This window comes from Nocardia sp. NPDC050175 (assembly GCF_044459885.1).
Taxonomy (GTDB): domain Bacteria; phylum Actinomycetota; class Actinomycetes; order Mycobacteriales; family Mycobacteriaceae; genus Nocardia.
This window is the reverse complement of sequence record NZ_JBITJI010000002.1, coordinates 1,035,380-1,048,328: the sequence shown is the minus strand read 5'-3', so window position 1 is coordinate 1,048,328 and position 12,949 is coordinate 1,035,380. Positions and strand designations below refer to the sequence as shown.

Annotated in this window: 10 protein-coding genes; 2 read left to right on the top strand and 8 right to left on the bottom strand. The window is 68.0% G+C overall.

Annotated elements, in window-relative coordinates:
* Position 1 precedes the first annotated feature (1 nt).
* Positions 2–1,768, bottom strand: a complete 1,767-nt coding sequence (gene glpD, locus ACIBK2_RS10200; RefSeq protein ID WP_396965617.1) for a glycerol-3-phosphate dehydrogenase — start codon at positions 1,766–1,768, stop codon at positions 2–4.
* A gap of 255 nt (positions 1,769–2,023) precedes the next feature.
* Here glpD and glpK point away from each other — a divergent pair, with 255 nt between their 5' ends.
* Positions 2,024–3,523, top strand: coding sequence for a glycerol kinase GlpK (gene glpK / locus ACIBK2_RS10195; RefSeq protein WP_396965615.1), 1,500 nt, complete (start codon positions 2,024–2,026; stop codon positions 3,521–3,523).
* A 31-nt stretch (positions 3,524–3,554) separates the two neighbouring features.
* Here the strand turns inward: glpK and ACIBK2_RS10190 are convergent, their stop codons facing one another.
* The 4 genes from ACIBK2_RS10190 to ACIBK2_RS10175 form a co-directional block, all read right to left on the bottom strand.
* Entirely contained in the window at positions 3,555–4,730 is a 1,176-nt protein-coding gene (locus ACIBK2_RS10190; RefSeq protein WP_396965613.1) for a PLP-dependent aminotransferase family protein, read from the bottom strand.
* A gap of 96 nt (positions 4,731–4,826) precedes the next feature.
* Positions 4,827–5,864: a hypothetical protein gene (locus tag ACIBK2_RS10185; RefSeq protein WP_396965611.1), complete on the bottom strand. Its 1,038-nt coding sequence runs from the start codon at positions 5,862–5,864 to the stop codon at positions 4,827–4,829.
* Between the two features lie 79 nt (positions 5,865–5,943).
* Positions 5,944–7,008 carry a hypothetical protein gene (locus tag ACIBK2_RS10180; protein WP_396965609.1) on the bottom strand — a complete coding sequence of 355 codons (1,065 nt, stop codon included), beginning with the start codon at positions 7,006–7,008 and terminating at the stop codon, positions 5,944–5,946.
* A 321-nt stretch (positions 7,009–7,329) separates the two neighbouring features.
* Complete coding sequence (locus tag ACIBK2_RS10175) at positions 7,330–8,733, bottom strand: NAD(P)H-quinone dehydrogenase (RefSeq protein WP_379286482.1); 1,404 nt, start codon at positions 8,731–8,733, stop codon at positions 7,330–7,332.
* Positions 8,734–8,946: 213 nt separating this feature from the next.
* Between ACIBK2_RS10175 and ACIBK2_RS10170 the strand changes: the two genes are divergently transcribed.
* A complete protein-coding gene (locus ACIBK2_RS10170; protein ID WP_150404309.1) occupies positions 8,947–9,420 on the top strand; it encodes a gamma-glutamylcyclotransferase in 474 nt (157 codons plus the stop codon).
* Between the two features lie 69 nt (positions 9,421–9,489).
* Here ACIBK2_RS10170 and ACIBK2_RS10165 read toward each other — a convergent pair whose 3' ends face one another.
* From ACIBK2_RS10165 to ACIBK2_RS10155, 3 genes are all read right to left on the bottom strand, one after another.
* Positions 9,490–10,749: a M20 family metallopeptidase gene (locus tag ACIBK2_RS10165; protein WP_396965606.1), complete on the bottom strand. Its 1,260-nt coding sequence runs from the start codon at positions 10,747–10,749 to the stop codon at positions 9,490–9,492.
* The gene (locus tag ACIBK2_RS10160) at positions 10,746–11,918 is read right to left on the bottom strand and encodes a M20 family metallopeptidase (RefSeq protein WP_396965913.1); all 1,173 of its coding nucleotides are present in this window, start codon (positions 11,916–11,918) and stop codon (positions 10,746–10,748) included. The genes ACIBK2_RS10165 and ACIBK2_RS10160 overlap by 4 nt, the downstream gene beginning before the upstream one ends.
* A 215-nt stretch (positions 11,919–12,133) precedes the next feature.
* Positions 12,134–12,838: an enoyl-CoA hydratase-related protein gene (locus ACIBK2_RS10155; RefSeq protein WP_357386568.1), complete on the bottom strand. Its 705-nt coding sequence runs from the start codon at positions 12,836–12,838 to the stop codon at positions 12,134–12,136.
* Between the last annotated feature and the right edge of the window lie 111 nt (positions 12,839–12,949).

Here is a 12,949-nt window from a genome sequence, read left to right as displayed (position 1 = left end):
ACTACCGGTTCGCCTGGCGCACTTCCTTGTTCACCACGCCGTCCACCGGCACCGGCTCCAGAATCTCGGGACGAGGTTCGGGCGCCGCGATGCGCAGCGCGTCGGCGGAGTCGTCGTCGGGTTGGGTCTGCGAACGGATCTCCGCCTCGACGCGGGCGCGGTAAGTCGTTACCTCACGCTCGATTTCGGCGTCGTCCCAGCCGAGGACCGGCGCAACCAGCTTGGCCACTTCCTCGGCGCAGTCGGCACCGCGGTCCGGGTATTCGATGGAGATGCGGGTGCGGCGGGCCAGGATGTCGTCCAGGTGCAGCGCGCCCTCGGCGGCGGCCGCATATACCGCCTCCACCTGCAGGTACGACGGCGCCTCGGTAATGGGTTGCAGCAGTTCGGGTTTGCCGTCCGCCATCGCCATCACCTCGTCGATCAGCGCGCCGTAGCGGTCGAGCAGGTGCTTGATCCGGTACGGGTGCACGCTGTACGCCTCGGCCAGCTGCACCGTCTGATTGACCAGCGCGAAGTAGCCGTCGGCGCCGAGCAGCGGCACCTTCTCGGTGATCGACGGCGAAACGCGGGCCGGAATGTCTTGCGCCGCTTCGTCGACGGCGTCGTAGGCCATTACGCGATAGGTGGTGTACTTGCCGCCCGCGATGCTGACCAGGCCCGGCGCAACCCTGGCGACGGCGTGTTCGCGGGACAGCTTGGAGGTCTCGTCGCTCTCTCCCGCCAGCAGCGGCCGCAGGCCCGCGTAGACGCCGTCGATGTCGTCGTGGGTGAGCGGGGTGACCAGCACGTCGTTGACCCGGTCCAGCAGATAGTCGATGTCGGCCTTGGTGGCCGCCGGGTGCGCGAGGTCGAGGTTCCAGTCGGTGTCGGTGGTGCCGATGATCCAGTGGGTGCCCCACGGGATGACGAACAGCACCGAGGTCGGCGTGCGCAGGATGATCGCCGCATCGCTGACGATGCGATCGCGCGGCACCACGATGTGCACGCCCTTCGAGGCCCGGACGTGGAAGCGGCCGCGCTGGTGGGCCAGTGCCTGCACCTCGTCGGTCCACACGCCGGTCGAGTTGATCACCACGTGCGCGCGGATGTCGGCGGTGCGGCCGTCCTCGCTGTCGCGCACCTGCACGCCGACCACCCGGTCCGCCTCGCGCAGGAAGCCGACCACCTGAGTGGAGGTGCGGATCACCGCGCCATAGTGCGCGGCGGTGCGGGCGACCGTCATGGTGTGCCTGGCGTCGTCGACGACCGTGTCGTAGTAGCTGATGCCGCCGATCAGCGCGCTGCGCTTCAGGCCGGGGGCCAGCCGCAGCGCGCCCATCCGGGACAGATGCCGTTGGCCGGGAACGGATTTGGCGCCACCCATGGTGTCGTAGAGCATCAGCCCGGCCGCGACATACGGGCGCTCCCACGCGCGGTGGGTGAGCGGGTAGAGGAAGCGCAGCGGTTTCACCAGGTGCGGCGCCAGCGCGGACATCGCGAGCTCGCGCTCCTTCAGCGCCTCGCGGACCAGGCCGAACTCCAGCTGCTCCAGATAGCGCAGGCCGCCGTGGAACATCTTCGACGACCGGCTCGACGTGCCGGAGGCGAGGTCACGGGCCTCGACCAGCGCGACCTTCAGCCCGCGGGTGGCCGCGTCGAGCGCGATACCCGAGCCGACCACGCCGCCGCCGATGACGACCACATCGAAGTGATCCTTGCCGAACCGCTCCCAGGCCGCCCGGCGCTGCTCCGGACCGAGGAACTGGGATTCCGGTTTCTTGGTCATGCTCGACTCCTCCAGCCGCGTGTCGACGACGTAGTGGTCTTATTCGGGCATTCGATCGAGCTGCTCTTGCTACAGGCTATGCCAGTGGCCGCGGATCTCTTCGATCACGGCGTCGCTCGTGTCGTCCAGCACTACCCGTCGGTAACCACTACCCGACCCTAATCCAGCGGCGCGCGGACGGCGATGTGATCCGCGACAGGACCCGCGAACGCCACAATCGGACACAGCGCGCCGTCTGTTTAGTAACCTGCACGAATGCGTCGCTATGTGGCCGCCATCGACCAGGGCACGACTTCGAGTCGCTGCATCATCTTCGATCGGCAGGGACGCGTCGTCGGCGTGGCCCAGCGGGAACACGAACAGATCTTTCCACGCCGGGGCTGGGTCGAGCACGACGCCGAAACCATCTGGAAAAACACCGAATTCGTGCTCGGTGAGGTGCTGAAGCAGAACAAGCTCAGCAGCGACGACATCGCGGCGGTCGGTGTCACCAACCAGCGCGAGACCACGGTGGTGTGGGATCGCGCCAGCGGCAAGCCGATTCACCACGCCATCGTCTGGCAGGACACCCGCACCGACCGGCTCACCACCGAGCTCGGCGGCGAGATCGGGCCGACCCGCTACCAGGAGCGCACCGGCCTGCCGCTGTCCACCTACTTCGCCGGGCCGAAGCTGCGCTGGATCCTGGACAACGTCGACGGTGCGCGCAAGCGGGCCGAGGCGGGCGAGCTGTGTTTCGGCACCATGGACAGCTGGGTGCTGTGGAACCTGACCGGTGAGCACATCACCGACGTCACCAACGCCTCGCGCACCATGCTGATGGATCTGAATACCCGGCAATGGGATTCGGAGATCTGCGCGGAGTTCGGGGTGCCGGAGTCGCTGCTGCCCGAAATCCGTAGCTCCTCCGAGGTTTACGCGGAGATCACCTCCGGTCCGCTGAAAGGGATCCCGGTCGCGGGCATCCTCGGCGACCAGCAGGCCGCCACCTTCGGCCAGGCCTGCCTGATCCCCGGTGAGGCCAAGAACACTTACGGCACCGGCAATTTCATGCTGCTCAATACCGGCACCACGCCCGTGGTCAGCAAGCACGGGCTGCTCACCACCGTCTGCTATCAGCTCGGCGACGAGCCCGCCGTGTACGCGCTGGAAGGCTCGATCGCGGTGACCGGCTCACTGGTGCAATGGTTCCGGGACAACCTGGGCATCATCTCCTCGGCGGACGAGATCGAGCCGCTGGCCCGCAGCGTCGAGGACAACGGCGGCGCCTACTTCGTGCCCGCGTTCTCCGGACTGTTCGCGCCGCGCTGGCGGCCGGACGCGCGCGGCGTCATCGCCGGGCTCACCCGGTTCGTGAACAAGGCCCATCTGGCGCGAGCCATCTTGGAGTCCACCGCTTTTCAGACCCGCGAGGTGGTCGACGCGATGCGCGCCGACGCCGAATCCGAGCACCTCGACCTGGAATTGACCACCCTGAAGGTGGACGGCGGCATGGTCGGCAACGACCTGCTCATGCAGTTCCAGTCCGACATCCTCGACGTGCCCGTGGTGCGCCCGGTTGTCAACGAGACCACCGCGCTCGGCGCCGCCTACGCCGCGGGCCTCGCGGTCGACTACTGGTCCGGCACCGACGACATCCGGGAGAACTGGGCCGCCGACAAGACCTGGGAGCCAACGATGTCCGCCGAGGATCGCGACGAACATCTGCAGGCGTGGAACAAAGCCGTCGAACGCACCTACAACTGGGCCGACTGACCCCACACCGGTACAGCCTTGTGGGGATCGGCTATTCGGCGGCGCGGGCCAAGCGCTGCACGGCCTCGGCCAGGGTGTCGGCGTCAGAGGTCGTGAAGCACATGCGCATCGAGTTGCGGTAGCCGCCGTCGACGGCGAACGCGGAGCCGGGAACGTAGGCGACACCGGCCTCGAGGGCCCGAGGTAGCAGGGCCTGCGTGTCGGTTCCGTCGGTGAAATCGGCCCAGACGAACATGCCGCCGGTCGCGTCGGTGCACTGCACGCGGTCGCCGAATCGGGTACGCACCGCGTGCACCAGGGACTTGGCGCGGGCGCCGTAGACGGTGCGGACGTTGTCGACGTGTGCGGTCAGCCAGGCTTCGTCGGCGAGCAGGTCGGCGGCGATCTGATGGGTCAATGCCGAACCACAAAGGTCCGCACCCTGTTTCAGCAGTTCCACCGCGCGGCACACCGGGTCCGGTGCGACCATCCACCCGACGCGCAGCGAGGGCGCCAGGATCTTGGAGGCGCTCGACAGCCGAATCACGTTGCGGGAGTAGGTTGCCACCGGCGCGGGCGCGGGGGTGTCGAACCACAGCTCGCCGTACGGATCGTCCTCGATCACCCAGAAGCCGTGCGCGTCAGCGAGTTCGGCGAGGTGGGCGCGGCGTTGCGGACTCATCGTCACGCCGCCCGGATTGTGGAAGTTGCTCACCGTGTGCACCACAGCCGGGCGTTCCCCGCGAGCCAGCAGATCCGCGAGCACATCGGTGCGCATGCCCTCGGCATCCAGCGGCACCGCGACGATCCGCGCACCGGCGGCCCGAAAGACCTGCAGCGCACCGACATACGCCGGATCCTCGACGACGACCAGCGCACCGGGATCGAGCAACACCTCGGCAAGCAGCGAAAGCGCCTGCTGCGAGCCATGTGTCACGAAGACCTCGTCGATATCCACCGTCCGGCCGAGCCGAGCCGATTCGCGCTCGGTGAGCACCGCGCGCAGCGGCCGCCAGCCGGGCGACTCGGTGTATTGCAGGCAGCCTGCGCTGCTCAGTGCCGCGTCCGCCGCGGCGGCGATCCGCTCGCGCGGCATCAGCTCGGCATCGGGCAACCCGCCGGCCAGGCCGATGATCTCGGCGCGCGTGGTGAGCTTCAGCAGGTCACGGATCGCCGAGCTCTGCAGCCCGTCGAGCTTGGCCGCGAGCGGTGGGATGGTCGGCGACATGGAAACCTCCGAACGGACGCCGTTCGATATGCGAAAGTCTACTTTCGCATATCGCCGACCAATATATGAAACATCATTCCCAAATACTGAGAACGGTTACAGATCCCTCGGCTTGATCGAGTAGACGAGCACCTTTCCGTCCCGGACCACGGTGGTGATGATCTGGTGATAGACGGTCTCCGTGCCGTCCGGCTTGCGCTGCGTCAGGTCCACGTTGAACGTGTCGGCGGCCACCTCGGCGATCCGCAGGCAGTGCTTGGTGCCGGTCGGAACCTCGTTGTCGATGCCGTGCTGGATGACATCGGCCGGCGACACGTTCTCCGCGTCGGGTGCGACGAAGCGCCGGGCCCGCTCACCGCTGCGCTCGACGTAGAAGGCGTACTGGAAACCCAGGATCGTGTTGGCCCCACTGGTGGTGTCGCCGTTGCCGTTGCCGATGGTCACCTTGCCGGTCTTGTCGGCCGGGCAGCTCTTATCCGCACTGCTGCTCGCGGCGGGCGGGGCCGGGTTGTCGCTGCCGTTGCCCTTGGACACCATGAGGACGGTCACCGTCAGCCCGACCAGGATGACCACCGCCAGGATGCCGGCGAGCACGTTGCGACCAGTGTGCCCGCCGGATTTCTTCGGCGGGGGCGGCGGGGCGGCCGGGGTGGTCGGCGCCAGCATCTTCGCGATCGGATCATCCGACCAGGACAGGCTCGGCGAGGTCAGCGGCGGCGGCTTCGGCACGCTGCCCGTGTCGGTCGGGCGGGTCCACCACGAGTCCTTGTCCGGATCCGCGGCCTGCTCCCGATCGACGGGCGGCACTCTCGGCGGAACCGGCGGCGGAGTCGGCCGCGGCTCGGGGAACGAGGTCGAGTCCGGCGCCCGGTACTGCGGGGGCGGCGGTGGGGTCGTCCCCGCATCGGCGGGCCGCCAGACCAGCTCGGGATGCTCGCCCGTCTGCTCGGTCACCTGCCAGTGCGGGCCGGTATCGCCCATCGGCGGGCCGAATTCCGCGACCGGCGGACCGAATTCCGAGACGGGAGGTCCGAATTCTGAGACAGGCGGGCCGAATTCGCCCACCGGGGGTCCGAAATCCGACGCGGACTGGTCGTCGGATTCCTTCTCCGTCGGATCACCCTCGGAGGTCACACCCAATCCTTTCCCCAAGACACACGTGTGGGGCGGTCGCGAACGACCGCCCCACCCGTCAGATCAGCCCCAGTCAGTCTCAGTACTGGAGTGAACCACCCCACTGGGTGGTGACACCACCCACGTCGGCCGTTTGCGGAGCGAGATCGCCCGGCTGCAGCGGAAGTTTAACCTGCGCGGCCGCTTCGAGTGCCGCGGCACCGCCCGGCTGCTCCTTGATCCAGTCCTCGACGGCCGCCTTGGCCAGGTTGGCCTGGGTGGTGTCGAAAACGGAGATCGTCTTGTTGTCGGCGAGGCCGACGCCACCGGTGTAGGTGGTGACCTTGACGGTGTTGGCGTCGACGTATTCGACCGACACACCGGCCTCACCGGCACCGGCCGGGGTGCGGTACCCGATGGTGCCGACGTAACCCGACTCGTTGTTGAAGTGGTGCGTGTTGGCCACGTAACCCGGCAGCAGCGAGCCGCCGTCGATGTTCGCACCGATCTCCTGGTGCGGACCGGTCATCTCGACGACCGGGGCGGGCGGCGCGGCCTGCAGCTGCGGGGACTGCCAGCGCGGCTGCTGCTGCGGCGGCTGGACCAGCGTCTCCGGCTGCTGGGCCTGCGCGTTCTCGTCGCCCGGAGCCTTCGGGGTGGTCTGCGGGCCCGGCGTACCCGGCTGCTGCGGGGTGGCGGTACCCGGCTGGGCCGGCTTCTGGTCCCCCGGCGGCGTATTCGGCACGACCGCGGGCTGTGGCTGATCCGACTGACCCGGCACCGGCAGCGGCGCGACACGCGGGGTGGTGACACCCGGCTGCGTCGGCTGGGCCAGCTTCGGATCCTTGTTCGGATTCGGCATGACCGGGTCCGGCGTATTGACGCCGGGCTGACCCGGCGTGGTCACGCCAGGCTGGGTCGGCGTCTGCGGATTGGCAGGCTTGTTCGGATCCGGCTTGGCGGTTTCCGGACTCGGCGGTGCCTCGTTCGTCCCCGGCTGCACCTGAGCTGGGCTCGGCGGCGCGGTGGTGGGTGGAATGCTCGGATCGGTAGGAGCGGCCCCCGCCGGCGCTGCCAAGAGAGAGGCCACGGCGGCCGCGGCAGCCAGTGGCAACGAGGTGCTCGCCATCGCTCGCTGCGCCCGACTCGGCTTACGATGTTTCACTTTTCGTTTCCCTTTCCCGGGTGTGACCTGGAGTTCAGTCACACTCAGTTATCTCTGACGAGACGCCCGGTCGTCGAACGACGCGAAGGTCATTCGACGTTTCGACTGGGAAAAGAGCCATCCCCCCGAACACCGAACCACGCGACCGCCCGCCGATCGCATCTCTGCGGGAAGTGAACCATATGTAGACCTGATGAGCAATGTGAATCAAAACTTCAGGCTGCACGAACGGCGCTGAACCGCAAGACCATTCAACCCAGGTCGGCGAATCACCTCAGCTGACGTGTCAATCTTGGTCGCCACCGCACCCCGGCTGCGAGATCAGTCCAGGTCGTCGTGCCGCATCAGCTGACGGGCCGCCTCGGTCACCGATCCGGTCAGCGACGGATACACCGAGAAGGTCTGCGCGAGATCGTTGACGGTCAGGTTGTTCTGCACCGCAAGGGCGATCGGCAAGATCAGCTCGGACGCGATCGGCGCCACCACCACACCGCCGATCACCACGCCGGTGGCGGGGCGGCAGAAGATCTTCACGAAACCCCTGCGCAGGCCGAGCATCTTGGCTCGCGGGTTGGTGTTCAGCGGCAGCATCACCGTGCGGGCCGGCGTCTCGCCGTTGTCGATCGAGGTCTGACTCACGCCGACCGTGGCGATCTCCGGACGGGTGAACACCGCGGACGCCACCGTCTTCAGCCGGATCGGGCTGACGCCCTCGCCCAGCGCGTGGTACATCGCGATGCGGCCCTGCATCGCGGCCACCGAGGCCAGCGGCAGCAGGCCGGTGCAGTCGCCCGCCGCGTAGATACCGGGCACCGAGGTCCGCGAGACCCGGTCGACCCGCAGATAGCCGCCGCGATCGAGTTCGATGCCGACCCGCTCCAGGCCGAGCCCCTCGGTATTGGGGGTAGAACCGACGGTCATCAGCGCGTGCGATCCGGCGACGGTCCGGCCGTCGGACAGCTTGACCACCACGCCCTCGGCGGTGCGCTCCACCGCGTCGGCGCGCGCGTGCTTCACCAGCTCGACACCGCGTTCGGCGAGCGCGTCCTCCAGCACCAGGGCCGCGTCGGCGTCCTCGCCGGGCAGCACCCGGTCGCGGCTGGAGACCAGCCGCACCCGCACACCCATTTCGGTGTATGCGGAGACGAATTCGGCACCCGTGACACCGGAACCGACGACTACCAACGTCTCTGGCAGTTCTGCCAAGTCATAGAGCTGACGCCAGTTCAGGATCCGCTCGCCGTCCGGCTCGGCGCCCGGCAACACGCGCGGGCTCGCCCCAGTGGCGATCAACACAACCTCGGCCTCGATGGTCTGCTCGGTGCCATCGGCCAGCTTGGCCAGGATCTGATGCGCGGCCAGCCCGGTCGACGCGTCGGTCAGCTCCGCGCGACCGGCCAGCACGGTCACGCCGACGGTCTGCAACTTGGACCGGATGTCGGAGGACTGGGCCAACGCGAGCGCCTTGACGCGGCCGTTCACCTCGGACAGTTGCACCGTCGCCTGGTTCGGGTCGAGGGTGATGCCGAGATCGCGGGCGCGGCGCAGGTCGGTGCGCACGCCGGTAGAGGCGATGAACGTCTTCGAAGGGACACAATCCCAGAGGACACAAGCCCCGCCGATGCCGTCGCTATCGATCAGCGTCACCGACGCACCGTGCTGGGCTGCCACCAGCGCCGCCTCGTAACCGGCCGGTCCGCCACCGATGATCGCTATGCGGGTCATTGATACCTCCGCTTCTGGTTGCGCACCGGGATCTCCGGTACCTGTCAACGTTATCGGGCGAGGCAGGCCCACCCGCCGCCCGGCCACCTCCCCCCACGGAATCGCTACGCGATGCGGGTTCTACCCGGTCGCCGCGCCCGGAACGCGCCACCGGAATGCCGCATCTGGCCGGGATAGAGTCGATCCCCGGATGTTATTGGCTACCCTTCTGTGGTGCCGATCTACGCCGCCTATGGGTCCAACATGGACTCAACCCAGATGCTCGAGCGCTGTCCGCACTCGCCCATGTCCGGAACGGGCTGGTTGGAGGGCTGGCGGCTCACCTTCGCCGGCGACGACATCGGCTGGGAGGGGCCGCTGGCGACGGTGGTCGAGGAGCCGGGCTCCCGAGTTTTCGTCGTGCTCTACGACGTGTCGCCCGAAGACGAGCAGCGGCTGGACCGCTGGGAGGGTTCGGACTTCGGCATCCACAAGAAGATCCGGCTGCGCGTCACCCGCAGTGAGAGCGGCGCCGATCCCACGCTGTCCTGGCTGTATGTGCTCGACGCGTACGAGGGCGGCCTGCCCTCGGCCCGCTACATCGGGGTCATCGCGGACGCGGCCGAAAAGGCCGGTGCGCCCGAGGATTACGTGCATTCGCTGCGGACGCGCAACAGCCGCAACGTTGGCCCCGGCAACTTCGGCTGACAAACGAACGACGTGGCCGACCCGAGGGTCGACCACGTCGTTGTTCGAATCAGTATGCGGCGTAGCGGGTTAGGCGTGCAGCACGATATTGGTCAGCACCCGCACGCCCACCGCGAGCGCCCGCTCGTCGAGGTCGAAGGTCGGCTGGTGCAGATCCAGCTGCTCGCCGTGCCCGGACCAGACGCCGAGGCGCGCCATCGCGCCCGGCACCTCCTCCAGATACCACGAGAAGTCTTCGCCGCCACCGGATTGCATGGTGTCGGCCAGCGCGTCCGGGCCGATCTTGCGGATCGCGTCCTCGAACATCCGGGTGGACTGTTCGTCGTTGACCACCGGCGGCACGCCGCGACGGTAGTTCAGCTGGTAGCGCACGCCGGTCGGGGCGAGCAGGCCGTCGACGATCTCGCGCACCATCGGCTCCAGCAGCGACCAGGTCGCGTGATCGCCGGTGCGGACGGTGCCGGTGAGCATGCCGGTCTGCGGAATCGCGTTGGGCGCCTTGCCTGCACTGACCGCACCCCACACCATTACCGTGCTGGTGCGCGGGTCGATGCGGCGGCTGAGCAGACCGGGCAGGCCGGTGATCACGGTGCCGATGGCGTAGACCAGATCGCTGGTGAGATGCGGGCGCGAGGTGTGCCCGCCCGGCGAATCCAGCACCAGTTCGACGGTGTCGGCGGCCGAGGTGATCGCGCCGACCCGAATGCCGACCCGGCCGACCTCCAGTCGCGGATCGCAGTGCAGCGCGAAGATCCGCTCCACACCCTCCATCGCGCCGGTGGCGACCACGTCGATCGCGCCGCCCGGCATAACCTCCTCGGCGGGCTGGAACACCAGTCGCACGCCGACCGGCAGCTCGGGCACCTCGGCCAGCGCGAGCGCGGCGCCGAGCAGAATCGTGGTGTGCGCATCGTGCCCGCAGGCGTGCGAGACGCCGGGCACGGTGGAGGCGAAACTCAGACCGGTGAACTCCTGCAGGGGGAGCGCGTCCATGTCGGCCCGCAGGCCGATGCGCGGGCCCTCTGGCCCGATGTCGCAGATCAGGCCGGTGCCACCGGGCAGCGGCTGCGGCGTTAAACCCGCCTTGATAAGCCAGGACGAGATGAATTCGGTGGTGGCGAACTCGGTGCGGGAAAGTTCCGGGTTGGCGTGGATGTGTCGACGCCACTGCACGAGGTCTGACCCGTGCTCAGCCAGCCAACCTTCTACTGATCCCAAACCTGTTCCTACGGTGTTCGGCAATACGATGTCCGCCAGGTCTTCCGCGAGTGCACACGCACCCGCATCCATTCCCGTCGCCCGTTCCGCCGAACGGCCGGTAGTGCTCACCGAATATCCTCCTGTCGTTGAACGAGCCGTTGCAACAACCTGTCTCTTTGTTCTTCATCGCTGGCAGCGGCGATCGCGGTACGCGCGAGTGCGAGCGCACCATCGACAACCGCACGATCCGCCGAAGCGTTGACGCTCGCCGCGGCGAAGCCGGGCTGGTGCGTCACCGCGCCACCGGCATCAATGCCGATGACCGGGTGGATGCCCGGAATGACGTTGGTGACGTTGCCCATGTCCGTGCTTCCGAGCGGCCGCTGTGCCTCGAGCTCGGGTGCGATCGGCACTCGTCCCAAACCGGTTATCTGCTCGCGGTAGGCAAACAGTAACGCCGGATCGGGTGTCAGCTCGGTATATGTCGGCGCGACAGTCCGGATTTCCTGGGTGCAGCCGGTCGCAAGGGCACCCGCCTCGAAACACGCCGACGCTCGTCGCATCAGATTGTCGAGAGATGCGGAGTCGACTGCGCGTAGGTAATACAGCAGTTCCGCACGTCCGGGCACGATGTTGGGGGCCACGCCACCATCGCCGACTATACCGTGAAGTTGCTGGCCAGGCTGGAGATGCTGGCGCAGCAAGCCGAGAGCTACCTGGGTGACGGTGACCGCGTCGCCCGCGTTGCGACCCAGTTCCGGCGCCGCGCTGGCGTGCGCCTCGCGGCCGTGGAACACGATGGACAGGTCGGCCATCGCCAGCGAACGCGCGCCGACGATGTCGAACGGGCCGGGATGCACCATCATCGCCATCGCCACGTCGTCGAACACGCCGTGCTCCAGCATCAGCACCTTGCCGCCGCCGCTCTCCTCGGCGGGTGTGCCGAGCACCAGCACGGTGAGGCCGAGCGCGTCGGCGACCTCGGCGAGGCCGAGCGCGGCGCCGACCGCCGACGCCGCAATGATGTTGTGCCCGCAGGCATGTCCCATCCCGGGCAGCGCGTCGTACTCCGCGCAGATGCCGACGGTGAGCGGGCCGCTGCCGAAGCTCGCGCGAAACGCGGTCGGCAGTTCGGCGACGCCGGTGGCGACCTCGAAGCCGCGCTCGGCGAGCGGCGCGATGATCTTGGCGACGCTTCGGGTCTCCTCGAACGCGAGCTCCGGCTCGGCGTGAATCGAGTGCGAAAGATCGATCAGCTGGTCGACGACGGCTTTGATCGCCGTGTCCGACTGCTGCATGGCATCGGTGCGCGCGACGTCATAGTCGCTGCGCGATTCCTGGTGCCCGCTGCGCGGTGGTGGCATGGAACACAGTGTTGCACTCGGCCGCAAACCGAACGCACCCCTATATCTGTCCGGCCGATCACAGTGGGCCGCGTTCCCCGGGCATTATCGCAGTTCAGAGCGTTGTGTTCGGTGGAGCCGCAGCGTGTGCCGACCGGACAGCCGGAGCGTTATCCCGTCGCGAAAACGAGGTTCTCCGGCGTGGTCGGCACGGCGAGGCCGGCCAGCGCGTTGGCGTGCAGCGCGCGCTTGATCACCGGCAGATTCGGCTTGCGATTGCTCGCCAATGCCGCGGCCCTGGCTACCGCGGTCGCCAGCAACGACTCCGCGTCGGCCTTGCCGTCGACGATGCCCGCGGCGATCGCCTCGTCGGCCGGGTAGCGGTAGCCGGTGGTCATCGCCTGCACGCAGACCTGATTGGACAGCCGCTCGGTGAGCAGGGCGTTCATCCCGACGGTGAACGGCATGCCGAGGTGCACCTCGGGCAGGCAGTAGAAGCCGCGGTCGGCGCGCATCACCCGGAAGTCGTGCGAGGTGGCCAGCATGGCGCCCGCCCCGAAGGCGTGACCGTTGATCGCGGCGATCGTCGGCATCGGGAACTGCAGCAGCCGGGTGTAGAGCGAGTGCACGCGGTCCAGGTAGCCGTGCGATTTGCCCAGGTTGCCGAACAGCCAGTCGGTGTCGAGACCGTTGCTGTAGAACTTGCCGGTCGCCACGGTGACCAGCGCGGCCGGGCCCTCGGAGTCCTCGACCTTGTCGAGCACACCGTGGAATTCATCGATCCAGTCGGGGTGGAAGCGGTTCTCGCTATCGGTCTGTCCCTCGTTCCCGAGGTAGACGACGAAGACATCACCATCACGTTCCAGATACGGCATGGGTGCAGAATATCCGGCGCGCGGCGACTCCCCTACTCGTGGGTAGCATTCCTGCGCCGAGGCGCCTACCTGGCACGTAGCCACCATGCGCACGTCTCGCAACCAGCACGC

Coding starts and splice junctions, on each gene's coding strand:
- ACIBK2_RS10155 (WP_357386568.1), bottom strand. CDS start 12,838: ATGCCGTATCTGGAACGTGATGGTGATGTCTTCGTCGTCTACCTCGGG.
- glpK (WP_396965615.1), top strand. CDS start 2,024: ATGCGTCGCTATGTGGCCGCCATCGACCAGGGCACGACTTCGAGTCGC.
- ACIBK2_RS10175 (WP_379286482.1), bottom strand. CDS start 8,733: ATGACCCGCATAGCGATCATCGGTGGCGGACCGGCCGGTTACGAGGCG.
- ACIBK2_RS10160 (WP_396965913.1), bottom strand. CDS start 11,918: ATGCAGCAGTCGGACACGGCGATCAAAGCCGTCGTCGACCAGCTGATC.
- ACIBK2_RS10190 (WP_396965613.1), bottom strand. CDS start 4,730: ATGTCGCCGACCATCCCACCGCTCGCGGCCAAGCTCGACGGGCTGCAG.
- glpD (WP_396965617.1), bottom strand. CDS start 1,768: ATGACCAAGAAACCGGAATCCCAGTTCCTCGGTCCGGAGCAGCGCCGG.